Source organism: Paenibacillus septentrionalis, assembly GCF_042659865.1.
Lineage (GTDB): Bacteria > Bacillota > Bacilli > Paenibacillales > Paenibacillaceae > Pristimantibacillus > Pristimantibacillus septentrionalis.
Genome location: NZ_JBHSTE010000002.1, coordinates 426,299 through 442,626 on the forward strand (window position 1 = coordinate 426,299; position 16,328 = coordinate 442,626).

Genomic DNA, 16,328 nt, shown 5'->3' on the forward strand with positions numbered 1-16,328 from the left:
CCTCATCCTTTCAAGACACCTTATGCTCAATTCTTAGCTTATCTGCCACCATCGCTATGAATTCGCTATTGGTTGGCTTAGATTTGCTTATGTTGACCGTATAGCCGAATAGGTGGCTGATACTGTCGATGTTGCCGCGCGTCCAAGCGACTTCAATCGCATGACGAATGGCGCGTTCTACGCGTGATGGTGTCGTTTTGAATTTTTCGGCGATTGCAGGATACAATGTTTTCGTAATTGCACCCAAAATTTCGATGTTATTGTACACCATCGTAATCGCTTCACGCAAATACTGATAGCCTTTAATATGAGCTGGAACACCAATTTCATGGATAATGCTTGTGATGTTCGCATCAAGATTTTTATGCTTGCCGATTGGGACCACATTAGAGCGGCTAGTTGACAAGCTTGAAGTGAATGAGGACGATGTCGTCGAAGTTGACGGCACACCTACAAGCTGTCTAATACGATTGGATAGCATATCCATATCAAATGGCTTAAGCATATAATAGGATGCACCCAATTGAACAGCACGCTGTGTAATATTTTCTTGACCAAATGCTGTTAGCATAATCACTTTTGGCATCGGATTAAGATCCATTTCACGAATTTTTTCTAATACACCAAGGCCATCGAGATGAGGCATGATGATATCTAGGACAAGTACGTCAGGTAGCTTTCTTGTACTTTCTAAATGCCGCAACACTTCTTCTCCATTATAAGCTACACCGCATACATTCATATCACTTTGACTGGCGAAATACTCCGATAATAAGTTTGTAAATTCTCGGTTGTCATCTGCTAATAGTACGTCGATCTTCTGCAAGATGTTTGCCTCCCTTTAATTAAATATGAATGTAAGATTAACTTCTGTCTTTTACAATTTCGACATGCCCATCATAATTCCTCCTGTCGAAAAACTTTTTTCTTTATTTTTTTTCATCTTTTCGCTATAATTAATAATTCACAACAAAAATCATTCTGATTCGACATAAGCAACCAGATTTCATCATAAACAAGAAAATGCTGTCCGATCTCCAATGAATCGGATAGCATTTTCTTGTTTATGAAGCTAAGTCCGTACCTTCTGCTTCATTTGTGTGAAGCAGTACACCAGCGTCCTGAAGCATCCATTCAATAAAGCATCCATAGCCTGATGTCGGATCGTTAACAAAGACATGTGTCACTGCACCAATGAGCTTGCCATCCTGAATAATCGGGCTACCGCTCATTCCTTGTACAATTCCACCTGTTTTGTTAATTAGACGTTCATCCGTTACCTTAATGACCATACCTTTAGTAGCAGGTGAGGATTGCTTCGCAACATGAACAACCTCGATATCAAAGCGCTCCACCTTTTGGCCGTTTACTACAGTCAAAATATGAGCTGGTCCTTCCTTAACATCCTCTGCGAATGCGACAGGAATAGCTTGTTCCTCGAAGCTGTGTGTTGGCATTTCATTCATTTTGCCGAATATGCCGAACGCAGTATTTCTTTCAATGTTGCCAAGTATTTGCTTTTCTTTTACAAAATGTGCCCGTTTTTCTCCGGGATCGCCTGTTTGACTTTTATTAATCGACGTGACACTTGCTTGAAGAATTTCTCCGTCACCAACGACAATGGGTGTTCCAGTATCCATATCCGTTATAACATGACCTAATGCACCATATACGCCTTGGTCAGGGGCATAAAACGTTAACGTTCCGACACCAGCAGCGGAATCTCGAATATACAAGCCAATTCGCCATTCCTTCTCCTGCACATCATAAATCGGCTTTAGCTTCGTTGTCATCGATTTGCCATTGCGTAAAAACGTAACCGTTAATGGTTTCTTATGAGAACTGTACTTTTCACAAAGCTCGCCAAGTTTTTTTACGTCATTGACCTTTACCTTATTGATTGCTGTAATCATGTCACCAAGACGAAGGCCTGCTGTCTCTCCAGGAGACTGCTTGTTGCCCGCTTCGTCCACCACTTGATGATGTCCAACGACAAGAACACCTGCGGAATTCACTTTTACACCAATCGTTTGACCGCCTGGTACAACTTTTAGGTCTGGAACAATGTCAACCTTAACGGTTTTGAAGGGAATTTTGCCAAAAAGCTTTACCTTCATTTGTGTTTTTCCAATTTGATAGGAATGTAATGATAACGGTTCTTTCAAACTAACGGATAATGACGATTGTGCTTTACCATTCACTTGCAGTACTTCTGGATCAACCGTTAGTTCAGCCTGTACAGGCACACTGTACTGTACGTTTTTAAGCTGTCCTGTAAATAGTCTGAGCTCATTAGGGAATGCTACAATTTTCTGCATCGGTGTAGACACCCCGATTAGACCGACTAATACGACAAGAATTAATCCAAAAATACGTTTAGGTTGCTTTGGGTCCAATCTATTCACGCTCCTGTCATTCCATCGCTTAATCGCCAATGGCGTAACATTAAGTTACCCTGTGCAGAAAGATTTATGACCACAAAAACATCCCAAATTTCCTTGATTCAAGCACCTTTCAAGCCTGTAGCCAAATCAAGCATCTCTTGTGCATGATGTTTAGTTTTTTCCGTAATTTCCACACCACCAAGCATACGTGCAAGTTCATTAATACGCAGTTCGCCTTCAAGCTCAGTAACAGAGGTGAACGTTCGCTCACCTATAAATTGTTTACTTATCTCATAATGGTGATCAGCCATGCAAGCCACTTGCGGTAAATGTGTAATCGAAAATACTTGGCAATCATTAGCAAGTCTGGACAGCTTCTCTGCGATGGCCTGTGCAGCACGTCCACTAACCCCAGTGTCCACTTCGTCAAAGATAAGAACTGGGATTTGATCGATCGTCGCAAAAATGGTTTTAAGTGCCAGCATAATCCGCGACATCTCTCCACCGGATGCAACCTTATGTAATGGTTTTAATGGTTCACCAGGATTCGTACTCATCATAAATACAGCATGATCAATTCCAGTTGCGCTTAAGCGAACCGAGCTCGCATCTTCATGAGGAACAGTTTGCATATTCACTTCAAAATTAGCTGCGCCCATTTGCAGCTGTGTTAAATGCTCTTTAATTTCTGAAGCAAGCTGCTGAGCAGTACGTTGTCGCAGCATGGAAAGCTTTTGTGCCAGAACGAATGCAGCTGAATAAATCGCTTCTTCCTGCTCCTTCAACTGCTGCAATAGCTCATCTCGATTTTCCAGCTTATCTCGCTCTTCCATAATTTTTTCGAGATATGCATTAATTTCCTCAATTGTTTCACCGTATTTGCGTTTCAGGCTGCGAATAAGATCAAGCCGATCCTCAACCTGTTGGAGCTGCAATGGATCAGATTCAATGCCGTCACGGTAACCACGAAGCTGATACATGACGTCCTCTGCAGAATAAAAAGCTGATTGCAGCTGTTCAAGCATCGGCGCAAGAGCTGCCTCATCGTAGCTTACAATATCCGTAAGCCTGCTAATAGCGCGACTAATCGCATCCAGGCCTTGTCCGTCGTTCAGCAAGCCATATGCCTCATTAACAGAAGCTGAACGTTTTTCTGCATACATCAGCATTTTACGCTGCTCCTGAAGCTCCTCGTCCTCACCTGGCTTTAGCTTAGCAGCGCTAATTTCATCAATTTGAAACAAATACAAATCCTGCATCTGTACATTATGTCGAGAGGTATTGTCCAACTCGTGAAGCTGTGAACGAACAAGAAGCAATTGCTCATATTGAGCGCTATATTGCCGCTTCAGAGAAAGCAGCTCGGCCCCTCCGTACATATCAAGCCATTCCAAATGCTGCTCGCTTTTTAACAGAGATTGATGCTCATGCTGACCATGAATATTGACAAGACTTTCACCAATTTCCCGCAGCATTGTAATCGTAACCAGCTGCCCGTTGACACGACTGCTGCTTTTTCCAGAGGAAGTAAGTTCCCTTCGTACGATGAGCATTTCCGATGAATCATGCTGTATGCCGAGGTTGGATAAGCGCTGCCAAACAGGATGCTCCATTGGCAAATCAAACAAAGCCTCTACTTCAGCCTTCTCGCACCCGTACCTGACCATGTCAGCAGAGCCTCGACCACCTACGACAAGACTTAATGCATCAATCAAAATAGATTTACCTGCCCCTGTTTCTCCCGTTAAAACATGAAAGCCCTTATGAAATTGTACGTTCGCTTCTTCAATTACTGCCAAATTTCGTATCGACAGCTCGTGTAGCATGAAGAATCGCCTCCTTGAACTATTCCTTCACTTTACTTATCCGAAACTTTTCTGTTCGCGATTTCTATTTCAGCATGGCAAGAAACCGTTCGACAACCGCCTTGCTTTGCTCCTTCGAGCGACAGATGATCAAGATCGTATCATCCCCTGAAATTGTGCCCATAATATCTGTCGTATCCATACTGTCAATTAAGGCGGCAATCGCGTTAGCTGTACCAGGCAAGCATTTCATCACAACCAAATTATCCGTATAATCGATATGTGTAAAGTGGTCCTGCAACGCTCGCTTCAGCTTATAAATTGGATTGGCCTTCTGAGTCTCACCGGGCATGGCGTATTTGTAGCCACCGGAGGTTGAAGGTATTTTAATAAGCATCAGCTCTTTAATATCGCGTGAGACAGTGGCCTGAGTTACATTCATGCCGCTTTCACGCAAAGCATCCACAAGCTCCTCCTGTGTTTCAATATCACGGTCTAAAATAATTTCCTTTATTTTAAATTGCCTGATTCCCTTCATACTGTCCTTGTCCCCTATTCATTTTATTCCGCAACATGGAACGCGATTTTATGAATATAATTTTCTTTATGGTTGATATACAAAATGCCGCTCATATCCGGCAATAATAAGGTGTACATAAGCAGCTGCTTCTTCAAATCAGCTGCAGTCAATTCTATAGGCTGACGTTCTCGCTCGTACTTTACAATGTATGACAAGCCTTTTTTCTCTGCAATATAATCAATAATGATGGATGTTGAACGTTCTAGTATGTCATTGTCAACTTCTACGACAACTGGAATCTGATGTCTTCCAGAGATGACAACATATCCATGTCGTTCAAGCAGCTCTACGTTCGGATCATTATCTTTAAGCTTCCCACCACGCCCTAGCTTAATTCTTGATATCGTTGCCGGGGCATGCAGCCATCGATAAAAAGAGCGATACAACAAAGCCAACAAAAATATGCCTGCTATAATCATAATAAAAAGTTCAACAAGGTTATCCATATTCGCCGATCTCCTCTCAGCTTATTCACAATAGAGAACACTTGTTTGCATTTCTAGTTTATCAAATGAGCTTGCTTGCTGTAAAGAGAAAAGATGCCTTCCGAATAAACTCGTTAGGCATCTTTGCTGTGCGTATTGATTTATCGTGATATTTTAAAGGTTGTATTCGACTCTTCAACCACATCATGTATTAACTGTGTAGAGGTTTCATCAATAAACGGCTTGTTTTCCCAAGTCCAGTGCGCCAAAAATTCAATATTCCCTTCTCCACCGGTAATCGGTGAAAAAGTTAAATGATGAAGCTTATATCCGATCTCAGACGCCATCGTTAAAACCTGATTGAGCACCTCTTTATGAACGGCAGGCTCCCGAACAACTCCGAGTTTCCCTACTTTTTCCCTACCTGCTTCAAATTGCGGCTTTATTAATGCTACAACCGAAGCGCCAACTGGCAGCAGAGTCGATAAATTCGGCAAAATATGCTTAAGTGAAATAAACGATACATCAATGCTTGCAAAATTCGGAGAAGGCCCTTGCAAGTCCTTCATCGTCAAATAACGAAAATTCGTTCGTTCCATGACATTTACTTGCTGATGCTGTCTAAGCGACCAATCAAGCTGATTATAGCCTACATCAATGGCATACACGTATGCTGCACCGTGCTGCAAGGCACAATCCGTAAATCCGCCCGTGGATGAGCCGATATCCAGCATCGTTACATCCTTAAGATCCAGCTCAAAGCTTCGAATTGCTTTTTCCAGCTTCAACCCACCGCGGCTAACATAAGGGTGCAGCGCCCCCTTAACCTTTATCTCAGCTGTGCGAGCGACCTTCATGCCAGGTTTATCAATCGGAACTTCATCAACCAGCACTAATCCTGCCATTAGCGCTTTTTTTGCTTTTTCACGACTATCAAAGTATCCGCCCTCAACGAGCAATACATCGATTCGCTCCTTAGGTACTGTTGTCATCTTTTACCTACCTATCCAACCAGCTAATTCGCATTTCTTTTACGCTTAGCTTTCATACTTTGAACTAACTGCACGATGCTCAATGCATTCAAGCCTACCTCATTGCGCTGTTCTACAATGCTGCCATGCTCGATGAACAGATCCGGAACCCCTTTAATGCGAACGCTCATATCATCAATGCCCTGCTGAGCATAAAACTCCAGAATCGCACTGCCTAAGCCGCCAAGCTCTGCACTTTCCTCAATCACAACCAGTTTCTTATGCTGACTGGCAAGGCGAAGCAGCATTTCGTTATCCAAAGGCTTTATAAACCTTGCATTTATAATTTCTACATCAATACCTTCTCTAATAAGCAGCTCCGATGCTTCTTTTGCAATTTTCAGCATTGGACCAATCGCCAAAATGGCATAACCAGACTCGCCTTCCTTTAGCACTTCCCAAGTACCAATTGGAATAGATGTAAGCTCAGGCATAAGCTCGACGCCATCTACATTAATTCTCGGATAACGAACCGCGATTGGACCATCATTGTAATCAACGGCTGTTTTCATCATTTGACGAAGCTCATTTTCATCCTTCGGCATCATAAGCACCATATTCGGTACATGACGCAAATACGGAATATCATATACGCCTTGATGCGTTTCACCATCTGGGCCAACAAAGCCGGCACGATCAATAGCAAAAATAACATTCAGGTTTTGTCTGCAAATATCGTGCACGACTTGATCGTATGCTCGCTGTAAAAATGTAGAATATACCGCGAACACAGGCTTCATGCCCTCGATTGCAAGTGCAGCTGACATCGTTGCCGCATGCTGCTCAGCAATCCCAACGTCAATCATCCGTGTCGGGAATCTATCTGCAAATTCAAGCAGCCCTGAGCCGCTAGGCATAGCAGGTGTAACCGCAACGATTCGTTCATCCTGCTCAGCAAGCTCAATCAGCACATCACCGAATACTTTTGTATACATCGGAGGCCCAACTGCTTTTACCATTTTTCCGGATTCGATCTTGTACGGAGATGCCCCATGCCATGTATGTGAATCGTTCTCAGCAGGCTTATAGCCCTTGCCTTTTGTCGTAATGACATGTACAAGCACGGGACCATTAATTCGATCTGCCTGCTTCAGCGTTTCCAGCAAAGCCTCCGTGTCATGACCATCGACAGGACCTAAGTAAGAAAGACCAAACTGTTCAAAAAGGATGCCGCTCATGAGCAAATACTTTAAGCTGTCCTTAAATCGCCCGACCGTTTCAGCCAATTTACCGCCAATCGCAGGAATTTTATTAAGCAGCTGATGAACATCCTCTTTTGCTTTTTGGTATTGTCTGCCTGTTCTAATTTTCCCTAAGTACTGATGAAGCGCTCCAACATTAGGAGCAATAGACATTTCATTATCATTAAGAATAACAATCAGCTTGCGCTTCTCATGACCAATATGGTTAAGCGCCTCCAAAGCCATACCGCCAGTTAGCGCTCCGTCCCCGATAACAGCCACGACACGGTTTTTTTCTCCTTTAAAGTCGCGCGCCGTCGCCATGCCGATCGCAGCTGACAGCGACGTACTGCTATGTCCTGCTTCCCATACGTCATGCTCGCTCTCATTACGTTTTATAAAACCACATAACCCTTTGTACTTACGTAATGTATCGAATTGATCCTTGCGTCCCGTAATAATTTTGTGAACATACGATTGATGACCTACATCAAAAATAAACTTGTCGCTTGGACTATCAAATAAATAATGCATCGCCAAGGTAAGCTCGACAACTCCAAGATTCGGAGCAAGATGACCACCCGTGAGAGACAATTTTTCTATTAGAAATTGACGAATTTCTTCAGCTAATTGATCGAGTTGATCAACCGTTAATTGCTTCAAGCGTTTCGGGTCATCTATTTGATCTAAAAGCACATCGCTTTCCTCGCTTTCAAAAAAAGAGTGGTTATCCCAACTAACAGACACTTATCTGTATTATATCACAATCTTTGACATCCTACATAATAACAGTTTTGGATGATGGTTAGGACTCCCGATTAACCAAATAATCTGCCAGCTCCAATAATTGATTAGGGAAGGCCAAATCAGCAGCAAGAACAGCAGCCTTCGCTTCTTCTGTCAGCTTAACGACTAGCGACTTGCTTTCTTCCAATCCAATCAAATATGGATAGGTAACCTTCTCTTCTGCAATATCACTTTGTACAGGTTTGCCCAGCTTTTGCTCATCGCCAATAAGATCGAGCACATCATCTTGTATCTGAAAAGCCATACCTATATTACGTCCATACAGCTCAAGTTGTTGCAGTTGATGCTCGTTGGCACCTGCGATTCTCGCACCAGCTTTAACGGAAAAAACAATTAAATCGCTTGTTTTATGCTGATGAATGAATTGAAGCTGCTCAATTGAAGTAATCCCCTGTTCGCCTTCCATATCTGCTACCTGGCCGCCAACCATACCAAGCGCACCTGCATAAGTAGAAAGCTCGTCAATAATATCAACCGCGATGCGAGCATCCAGCTGTCCATCGCGAACTAATGAAGTAATAAGGCCAAATGCACCTGTTAATAAGGCATCTCCTGCTAATATCGCCAGCGCCTCGCCAAACACTTTATGATTGGTCGGCTTTCCGCGACGAAGATCATCATTATCCATGGCGGGCAAATCGTCATGGATGAGGGAATACGTATGAATATACTCCACTGCACAGGCAGGAGCTATCGCTTTCGCGACTGTTGTCTCATCAGCATTAATCGCATAAGCTGCTGCCAATACCATATATGGTCTGATTCGTTTCCCGCCAGCTGTTAGCGAATATTCCATTGCTTCAATCAGCTTTTCAGGAGCTCCGTCATATGCCTTCAATGAACGCTTAAGCTCCTCCGTTATTTCACTTGCCACCATATGTATATGCTCTTGTATGGATTGTGAATGCTTCAACGTGTTCTACTCTCCTTTATCAAGTTGGGAAGCAGCAAATGCCTTCGTTGCCAGCCCTTGCTCAGTCTGAATTAGCATTTCGATCTTGCTTTCAACCTGCTGTAGCTTGCTGCTGCATATGCTCGACAGCTTCATCCCTTCCTGATACAGCTCAATTGCTTGTTCTAGCGGAACATCCCCGCTTTCAAGCTGCGCTACAACTTGCTCCAACCGATCCAGTGCTTGTTCGAAGCTGATATTTTCCAAGTCGCTCATGCTTTCTCCTCCTTTTTATGTTCCACTTTGCATAGTAAGCTGCCGTCCGTTACCCTTACCTTAATCGTATCTCCTACGTTTACCTGTGAGACCTGCTTCAAGAGCTTGTTATCCTCCGTATAGCTAAGACTGTAGCCTCTAGCCATTACCTTTAACGGACTTAGTGCATCAAGCTGCCGAATTAACGCTCCAGTTTGCAGCTGCTTCTGCTTGTATGTTGTTTTCATTAGCTCCAGCATTTGCTGCTGCAAATGATCAACCTGTCTTTTCAGCATTTGAACACGTTGTTCAGGATGCATACGTACCAGCTTGCTTTGACGTTCCGAAAGCTGAAATTTACTGCGCTGCAGCTTGTCCTGTAAGCTGTTTTTCAACATAAGCTGCAAGAAATCCACACGTTCAGCATGCTGCAAGAAATAACGCTTTGGTTGTGAAAATACCGTGCTTCGCTGCACGCGTTTCAAGCGCTCGGCATAGCTTAGAACTTTACCTTTTATAGCATGGTCCAAGCGTTGATGATAGCGCTGCAGAGCAGCCTTCATCTCCTGCACATGCGGAACAGCTAGCTCTGCTGCTGCTGTTGGAGTTGCTGCACGCACATCTGCAGCAAAATCTGATAGTGTATAATCCGTCTCATGACCGACTGCACTTATGACAGGAATAAGGGAGGCTGTTATCGCCCGCACAACCACCTCTTCGTTAAATGCCCACAGCTCCTCCATAGAACCGCCACCACGACCCACAATCAAAACGTCACAAGCCCCAAAGTCATTCATTGCTGCAATCGCTTTGGCGATAGAGGGTGCTGCTAGCTCTCCTTGAACATGAACTGGAGCGAGCAAAATATTGGCAGCAGGAAATCTGCGTTTAATCGTCGTTATAATATCTCTGACAGCTGCGCCTGTTGGTGAAGTTATAACCCCTACCGTATGCGGAAAAAGAGGAAGAGCACGTTTGCGTGACTGAGCAAACAACCCCTCCTCTTCTAGCTTTGCTTTCAGCTGCTCATAAGCAAGATATAAGCTGCCCAAGCCATCCGGCTGCATCGCGTTGGCATAAAACTGGTAGGCTCCATCTCGCTCGAATACTGAGATTGTACCTCTGGCAAGCACTTTTGCCCCTTCCTTAGGTACAAATCTCAATCGAGCATTATGGGAGGCAAACATCACACATTTAATACGACTGTCCTTATCCTTCAAAGTAAAATACATGTGGCCACTTGAATGGTGAGTGAAATTGGAAATTTCCCCACGCAGCCAAACATCAGACAGTACAGCATCGCCGTCCATCTTCATCCGTATATACTTGTTAATATCCTTTATCGTATAAACATGTGGCTCCAGAAGAATCACATCCCATTTGCTTTTTTAGCCGCTGTAATCGTATTTTTCATCAGCATCGTAATCGTCATCGGTCCTACCCCACCCGGAACAGGTGTTATATATCCTGCTGTTTCAAGGCAGCTTGCATAATCAACATCTCCAGCCAGCTTGCCAGTATCAAGTCGGTTAATTCCAACATCAATAACAACTGCACCTGGCTTAATATAAGAGGCATCAATCGCATTTGCACGACCAATCGCTACTACTACGATGTCAGCCTGCTTGACCATCTCTTGCAGATTCGCTGTACGAGAATGACAGATTGTAACAGTAGCATTTTCACGAAGTAGAAGCATGGCGACCGGCTTACCTACAATATTGCTTCGGCCAATTATGACTGCATGCTTTCCTGATATTTCCACACCGCTGCGCTTAATAAGCTCAATTACACCCGCTGGCGTACATGGAAGCAAGCTGTCATCTCCAATCACAAGATTGCCGACACTTTCAGGATGAAAGCCGTCTACATCCTTATGTACACTAATCGCATCTATGACCGCTTTTTCGTTGATATGCTTTGGAAGCGGCAACTGTACCAAGATTCCATTAATCGTTGCTTGATTATTCAGTTTGTCAATCAAGGCAAGAACATCCTGCTCTGTTGTATCAGCAGGCAGACGATGCACCTCAGAGTACATGCCAAGCTGAATACAAGCCTTCTCCTTCGAGCCAACATAAACCTTGCTTGCTGGATCTTCACCTACTAAAACAACTGCCAAGCCCGGTGTAATTCCTTTTTCCTTTAATACGTTTACTTCAGCTTCCATCTCAGCACGCATTGCCGCCGAGATTTGTTTTCCGTCAATTATGTTAGCTGCCATCACGAATCTCTCCTCTTCATGAACAAATTGTATATATAAAAACAACACCTGCTAACAATAAAGAAGCTTATCGCCATAGGAGCGACAAGCTTATGCTTTTGTTGAATCCAAGTTTTTCAACAGCTTGGCAAGAACGCCATTAACAAACTTTCCTGATTCCTCTGTGCCATAATGCTTTGCAAGCTCAATCGCTTCATTTACCGCTACTTTAGGCGGCGCATCATCACTAAATACCATCTCAAAACATGCTAAACGTAAAATCTGGCGATCAACACGCGACAGACGATCCACCTGCCAGCCTGTTAAGCAGCTTGTCAGCAAATCATCAATTGCCGCTTGATTCTCCACTACACCGAGCAGCAGCTTGCGCGCAAATTCATTCGTATTATCATCACTGAATTTATCGCTTACTTCATCATCAGCCATAATTTCTTCAATGACTCGTTGCAATGCCTCATAAGCCTGTACCTCGTTTAGCTCCATGCTATACAAGCTCGAAATAACCATCTCTCTTGCTAATCGTCGTTTCATGTACCCTCCACGTATATCCCATAATGCGAACCATATCCATATGATCTCGTCCCTGCTGCGAATCGCATCTTCCTATCCGAAGCACGGAGGAGACCACAGCTTAGCGATATGGTCTAAAAAGCTTCGCGATTGATTGCCACATTCGTTCCCAATGAAAAACAGAACCGGATGTGAATTCCTTTTGCTTGCCATACCAATAACCTGCACCAATTAGTAATCCTAAGAATAGCATATCCCAAAAACCAAACGCTAAATAGATGATTCCAAAAAACAAGCCTGCTCCTGCACCAATGATTCGCTTCCAGTACTGATTCCAAAGCTCTTTCCACATCAATAGACTCACCTCTACTCAACACGACTTTTAATCGTATTGGTTTGAATGATATTGGCAATATATACGGAAACGTTCGTTACAGGAATACCTGTAATTTCCTCCACATAGCTTTTCACTGCTTTTTGTACATCTTCTGTCAGCTGTGGAATAGCTACTTCACCATCTACAACCGTTCTAAGTACGATGTCCATTCCCGCATCAGTAGCATGTACACGAGCACGAAGATCCTTGACACCGCGCTGCTTCATAGCTGCTTTTAGCGCCAGATTTTCCATCGTTTCAATGGAAATGCGAATATCACCGTATTCCGTACGTTGATCTACAGACTGGGAAGAGACTGTTCCTCGAGAAAGTGAGACAATGAAAAATCGAAGACTAATGAGTAACAATACGATTCCAATAATAGCGATCGTTATTTGAAGATTGCTATTGCTATACAGCCTGTCGATTGCATCAATCGTCATTGAGCCAGTAATCCATCCAAAACCGATGCAAATAGCAGCAACAGAGATGACAGCAATCACGATACTGTACAAAAACAACAATAACTTGTCCACAACTCTGATCAAGATCTTCATCCTCTCGTCTAACGTAATCAACCCCCTGCGCCGAGCGCATTGCTTAGGCTTCTAGGGGGTTAATAATTCACTTACTTACTTCACACGCTGCGATTGATCATCTGTCTCGATTTTTTCCTCTGATTTAAGATGAACATCATGCACATGTACATTTACCTCTACCACGTTCAAACCTGTCATAATTTCAATAGAACGCTTAATATTCTCTTGAACACTGTTCGCAACCTCAGGAATTTTAAATCCATATTGAACGATGACTGATACATCGACTGCTGCTTCTTTTTGACCGACCTCTACTTTAACGCCTTTAGCAACATTTTTCCTACCAAGCAATTCAGCAATTCCACCTGCAAGACCACCACTCATGCCTGCGATACCTTCTACCTCGATTGTTGCAAGGCCTGCAATGACTTCAATAACTTCTGGAGCGATTTGAATAGTTCCCATATCTGTTTTTTCGTATTCAGCGATTAAACTCATGTTAGTTACACCTCCACATTATCAATACACGCATATGGTCATGCTTACCTTTGTTACTTATTTCTATACTATAACATTGAGCAAGAATTATGACAAACACTTGTACTGATTCTTCTAAGATGCTCCGTTAATATCATGATCCTCAAGGAATTTAATATCAAAATCACCGCTTACAAACTTTTCGTGCTCCAGTACTTTCAAGTGGAATGGAATCGTTGTTTTAATGCCTTCAATTGAGAACTCTTTCAAAGCACGCTTCATACGAGCTATTGCTTCTTCACGCGTCGCTCCCCAAACGATCAGCTTCGCAATCATGGAATCGTAATGCGGAGAGATTGTATAGCCAGGGTATACTGCACTATCTACACGCACACCGATACCGCCAGGAGGCAGGTAAAATGGAATATGGCCTGCTGATGGCATAAAATTGCGTTCAGAATCCTCTGCATTGATACGGCATTCAATCGACCAGCCATGAATGTTAAGATCATCCTGCGAGAATGAAAGCGGATTGCCTTCAGCAACCGAAATCATTTCCTTTATCAAATCAACATTCGTAACCATCTCCGTCACGGGATGCTCAACTTGAATACGCGTATTCATTTCCATAAAGTAAAACTTCTGATCCGGACCTAGCAAAAACTCCAGCGTACCTGCACCAGAATATTGAACAGCAAGCGCTGCACGAACAGCTGCTTGTCCCATCTCTTCTCTAAGCTCTGGCGTCAGCGTAGCACAAGGCGCTTCTTCGATCAGCTTCTGACGACGTCTCTGAACCGAGCAGTCGCGTTCAAATAAATGCACCGCATTGCCATGCTTATCGGCCATAATCTGCACCTCAACGTGCTTCATGCCCGTAAGAAACTTCTCAAGGTAAACTCCGCCATTGCCGAAGTTGTTCAGCGCTTCCTGCTGCGCAGTCGTAATCTGAGAGATCAGGCTTGCTTCATCCTCAGCGATACGAATCCCTTTTCCTCCGCCGCCAGCTGTTGCTTTAATAATGACAGGATAGCCGATATCACGCGCCACCATAATCGCTTCATCCAGATCTTCAATGAGACCATCAGAGCCTGGGATAACAGGTACGCTCGCATCCTTCATTGTTTGTTTTGCTACCGCCTTGTCGCCCATTTTGCTTATAGCTTCTGGAGACGGACCAATAAAGGTAATATTGCACGACTCGCAAATTTCTGCGAAGTCAGCATTTTCTGCCAAGAAACCATAGCCTGGATGGATGGCATCGCATTCAGCCAACGTTGCTACACTCATAATATTCGTCAAATTCAAATAGCTGTCCTTAGATGCAACTGGACCAATGCAATACGCTTCATCTGCAAGCTTAACATGCAGAGAATCGCGATCAGCCTCAGAAAAAACTGCTACTGTTTGAATTCCAAGCTCTCGACATGCTCGGATAATTCGAACCGCGATCTCACCACGATTCGCAATAAGAATTTTTTGGAATTTCATTTTAATGAGAACCCCTTTCAAGCTTCTATTCACGACAGTGGTAAACAGCTAGTCCGCTTTAACTAGGAACAATGGTTGTCCGAATTCAACCAATTGACCATTGGAAACCAGAATCTCTACAATTTCACCATTTACTTCTGCTTCTAATTCATTCATAAGTTTCATTGCTTCAAGAATACATACAACTGACTTCGTATTCACACGATCGCCGACTTTTACAAATGGCGCTGCCTCTGGCGATGGAGAGCTGTAGAATGTCCCTACCATTGGCGATGTAATTTTATGATAATTGTTCGAAGCCGCTGATGACTGCTCTGGAGCAGCAGTTGCTTCCTGTACAGGAGCTGCTTGTGGAGCAGACTGGGCAGGAATTGCAGCAGGTTGTGTATATGTATGCATAACTGGAGCTGGCTGCACCGTAACCACTTCTGATTTACCAGGCTTACGAATATGGAGACGTGAACCCTCATTTTCAATCTCGAGCTCTTCAACGGAAGTTTGATCAACTAATTTGATTAACTCTTTAATCTCGCTCAACTTAAACATGAACGTAATCACTCCTTTTTTCACATAACGTTTAACATTATATCACATTCTTTTCATAACACGAATTATTTTTTGCAAAACGCTGAATAACTCCATTACAAGCGATATATTCGCTTGTAATGGAGTTATTTCCTGTATGACTTCAAAATTTTTTTTCAAATGTACAATTTATTGTTTATTATGGATTAGGAACAAACTCCACGGACACTTGATCCGGACGCACCTCAAGGTCTGCGATTACTTGCTCAATAATTTGAGCAGCTTGCTTTTTCTCGAGATTGTCGCTAGCGATTACAACTTTGAACTTATCGTCCACCTCTTCTGAGATATGAGCAATCTCATAGGTTTCCTGCAACTCACTCTCCAATTGAGTCAGCTTCTCCATTTTTTGCTCTAGTGCAGCCAGCTCACTAATTGCATCCTGTGTACGATCCTTGTCAGCAGAAACATCTGCAAGAACCGACATAACTTGATTTTCTTTTTCCTCTAGCTGATTTTCGCGCTTAGCAATCAAATTGCTGAACGTGCTGCTGTTGAAATAGCCATCCTTTTCAAGCTGAGTTAGCATTTCCTGCTCAAGATCGCTAATTGTGTAATTGCTTCCGTCCTCAGCAGTACCGCTAACAGTTGTCGCTTCTTCATCGACAACAAGGTTTACTTCGGATGAATTTTGCAAATTCGTTGCATCAGTCAGCTGCTTATCGCTATTGATGTCTTGTGTAAAAAGATAATAGGCCGATAGAATTACCATTAAGCTCAGCATTGAAACAAGCCAAATTGTTTGTCTTTTCGTATTCATGAAAAA

The 16,328-nt window shown here is 43.2% G+C and carries 18 protein-coding genes; all 18 read right to left on the bottom strand.

Annotated elements, in window-relative coordinates; translation table 11 throughout:
- Nucleotides 1-10: 10 nt before the first annotated feature.
- Complete coding sequence (gene spo0A, locus ACFP56_RS06990; RefSeq protein ID WP_379232652.1) at nucleotides 11-826, bottom strand: sporulation transcription factor Spo0A; 816 nt, start codon at nucleotides 824-826, stop codon at nucleotides 11-13.
- 238 nt (nucleotides 827-1,064) lie between these two features.
- Nucleotides 1,065-2,396 (bottom strand): SpoIVB peptidase, encoded by a 1,332-nt coding sequence (gene spoIVB, locus ACFP56_RS06995; protein ID WP_379232655.1) that lies wholly within the window; start codon nucleotides 2,394-2,396, stop codon nucleotides 1,065-1,067.
- 107 nt (nucleotides 2,397-2,503) lie between these two features.
- Nucleotides 2,504-4,210 (bottom strand): DNA repair protein RecN, encoded by a 1,707-nt coding sequence (gene recN, locus ACFP56_RS07000; RefSeq protein ID WP_379232657.1) that lies wholly within the window; start codon nucleotides 4,208-4,210, stop codon nucleotides 2,504-2,506.
- Between the two features lie 64 nt (nucleotides 4,211-4,274).
- On the bottom strand, nucleotides 4,275-4,727 hold the full coding sequence (gene ahrC / locus ACFP56_RS07005; RefSeq protein WP_379232660.1) for a transcriptional regulator AhrC/ArgR: 453 nt from the start codon (nucleotides 4,725-4,727) through the stop codon (nucleotides 4,275-4,277).
- Nucleotides 4,728-4,750: 23 nt separating this feature from the next.
- Nucleotides 4,751-5,215 (bottom strand): hypothetical protein, encoded by a 465-nt coding sequence (locus ACFP56_RS07010; RefSeq protein ID WP_379232662.1) that lies wholly within the window; start codon nucleotides 5,213-5,215, stop codon nucleotides 4,751-4,753.
- A 140-nt stretch (nucleotides 5,216-5,355) separates the two neighbouring features.
- Nucleotides 5,356-6,186, bottom strand: a complete 831-nt coding sequence (locus ACFP56_RS07015; protein WP_379232665.1) for a TlyA family RNA methyltransferase — start codon at nucleotides 6,184-6,186, stop codon at nucleotides 5,356-5,358.
- 23 nt (nucleotides 6,187-6,209) lie between these two features.
- Nucleotides 6,210-8,102, bottom strand: a complete 1,893-nt coding sequence (dxs, locus tag ACFP56_RS07020; protein WP_379232667.1) for a 1-deoxy-D-xylulose-5-phosphate synthase — start codon at nucleotides 8,100-8,102, stop codon at nucleotides 6,210-6,212.
- Between the two features lie 109 nt (nucleotides 8,103-8,211).
- Nucleotides 8,212-9,126: a polyprenyl synthetase family protein gene (locus ACFP56_RS07025; protein ID WP_379232669.1), complete on the bottom strand. Its 915-nt coding sequence runs from the start codon at nucleotides 9,124-9,126 to the stop codon at nucleotides 8,212-8,214.
- A 6-nt stretch (nucleotides 9,127-9,132) separates the two neighbouring features.
- Nucleotides 9,133-9,381, bottom strand: a complete 249-nt coding sequence (gene xseB, locus ACFP56_RS07030; RefSeq protein ID WP_379232671.1) for an exodeoxyribonuclease VII small subunit — start codon at nucleotides 9,379-9,381, stop codon at nucleotides 9,133-9,135.
- Nucleotides 9,378-10,730, bottom strand: a complete 1,353-nt coding sequence (xseA, locus tag ACFP56_RS07035; protein WP_379233296.1) for an exodeoxyribonuclease VII large subunit — start codon at nucleotides 10,728-10,730, stop codon at nucleotides 9,378-9,380. Before xseA ends, xseB begins: the two co-directional genes overlap by 4 nt.
- Nucleotides 10,730-11,584: a bifunctional methylenetetrahydrofolate dehydrogenase/methenyltetrahydrofolate cyclohydrolase FolD gene (folD, locus tag ACFP56_RS07040; RefSeq protein ID WP_379232673.1), complete on the bottom strand. Its 855-nt coding sequence runs from the start codon at nucleotides 11,582-11,584 to the stop codon at nucleotides 10,730-10,732. Before folD ends, xseA begins: the two co-directional genes overlap by 1 nt.
- A 90-nt stretch (nucleotides 11,585-11,674) precedes the next feature.
- A complete protein-coding gene (nusB, locus tag ACFP56_RS07045) occupies nucleotides 11,675-12,115 on the bottom strand; it encodes a transcription antitermination factor NusB (RefSeq protein ID WP_379232676.1) in 441 nt (146 codons plus the stop codon).
- A gap of 100 nt (nucleotides 12,116-12,215) precedes the next feature.
- On the bottom strand, nucleotides 12,216-12,446 hold the full coding sequence (locus ACFP56_RS07050) for a DUF2273 domain-containing protein (RefSeq protein WP_379232678.1): 231 nt from the start codon (nucleotides 12,444-12,446) through the stop codon (nucleotides 12,216-12,218).
- Between the two features lie 14 nt (nucleotides 12,447-12,460).
- Nucleotides 12,461-13,018: an alkaline shock response membrane anchor protein AmaP gene (amaP, locus tag ACFP56_RS07055; RefSeq protein ID WP_379232681.1), complete on the bottom strand. Its 558-nt coding sequence runs from the start codon at nucleotides 13,016-13,018 to the stop codon at nucleotides 12,461-12,463.
- Nucleotides 13,019-13,102: 84 nt separating this feature from the next.
- On the bottom strand, nucleotides 13,103-13,507 hold the full coding sequence (locus ACFP56_RS07060; RefSeq protein ID WP_379232683.1) for an Asp23/Gls24 family envelope stress response protein: 405 nt from the start codon (nucleotides 13,505-13,507) through the stop codon (nucleotides 13,103-13,105).
- Between the two features lie 114 nt (nucleotides 13,508-13,621).
- Complete coding sequence (accC, locus tag ACFP56_RS07065; RefSeq protein WP_379232685.1) at nucleotides 13,622-14,977, bottom strand: acetyl-CoA carboxylase biotin carboxylase subunit; 1,356 nt, start codon at nucleotides 14,975-14,977, stop codon at nucleotides 13,622-13,624.
- 48 nt (nucleotides 14,978-15,025) lie between these two features.
- Nucleotides 15,026-15,523 (bottom strand): acetyl-CoA carboxylase biotin carboxyl carrier protein, encoded by a 498-nt coding sequence (accB, locus tag ACFP56_RS07070; protein WP_379232687.1) that lies wholly within the window; start codon nucleotides 15,521-15,523, stop codon nucleotides 15,026-15,028.
- A gap of 178 nt (nucleotides 15,524-15,701) precedes the next feature.
- The gene (locus ACFP56_RS07075; RefSeq protein ID WP_379232689.1) at nucleotides 15,702-16,322 is read right to left on the bottom strand and encodes a SpoIIIAH-like family protein; all 621 of its coding nucleotides are present in this window, start codon (nucleotides 16,320-16,322) and stop codon (nucleotides 15,702-15,704) included.
- Nucleotides 16,323-16,328 lie beyond the last annotated feature (6 nt).

What these genes read in the sequence shown, in the direction of transcription:
- ACFP56_RS07010 (WP_379232662.1), bottom strand. Translation starts at nt 5,215, where the DNA reads ATGGATAACCTTGTTGAACTTTTTATTATGATTATAGCAGGCATATTT.
- ACFP56_RS07075 (WP_379232689.1), bottom strand. Translation starts at nt 16,322, where the DNA reads ATGAATACGAAAAGACAAACAATTTGGCTTGTTTCAATGCTGAGCTTA.
- ACFP56_RS07060 (WP_379232683.1), bottom strand. Translation starts at nt 13,507, where the DNA reads ATGAGTTTAATCGCTGAATACGAAAAAACAGATATGGGAACTATTCAA.
- recN (WP_379232657.1), bottom strand. Translation starts at nt 4,210, where the DNA reads ATGCTACACGAGCTGTCGATACGAAATTTGGCAGTAATTGAAGAAGCG.
- accC (WP_379232685.1), bottom strand. Translation starts at nt 14,977, where the DNA reads ATGAAATTCCAAAAAATTCTTATTGCGAATCGTGGTGAGATCGCGGTT.
- ACFP56_RS07015 (WP_379232665.1), bottom strand. Translation starts at nt 6,186, where the DNA reads ATGACAACAGTACCTAAGGAGCGAATCGATGTATTGCTCGTTGAGGGC.
- nusB (WP_379232676.1), bottom strand. Translation starts at nt 12,115, where the DNA reads ATGAAACGACGATTAGCAAGAGAGATGGTTATTTCGAGCTTGTATAGC.
- xseB (WP_379232671.1), bottom strand. Translation starts at nt 9,381, where the DNA reads ATGAGCGACTTGGAAAATATCAGCTTCGAACAAGCACTGGATCGGTTG.
- ahrC (WP_379232660.1), bottom strand. Translation starts at nt 4,727, where the DNA reads ATGAAGGGAATCAGGCAATTTAAAATAAAGGAAATTATTTTAGACCGT.
- ACFP56_RS07050 (WP_379232678.1), bottom strand. Translation starts at nt 12,446, where the DNA reads ATGTGGAAAGAGCTTTGGAATCAGTACTGGAAGCGAATCATTGGTGCA.
- accB (WP_379232687.1), bottom strand. Translation starts at nt 15,523, where the DNA reads ATGTTTAAGTTGAGCGAGATTAAAGAGTTAATCAAATTAGTTGATCAA.
- folD (WP_379232673.1), bottom strand. Translation starts at nt 11,584, where the DNA reads ATGGCAGCTAACATAATTGACGGAAAACAAATCTCGGCGGCAATGCGT.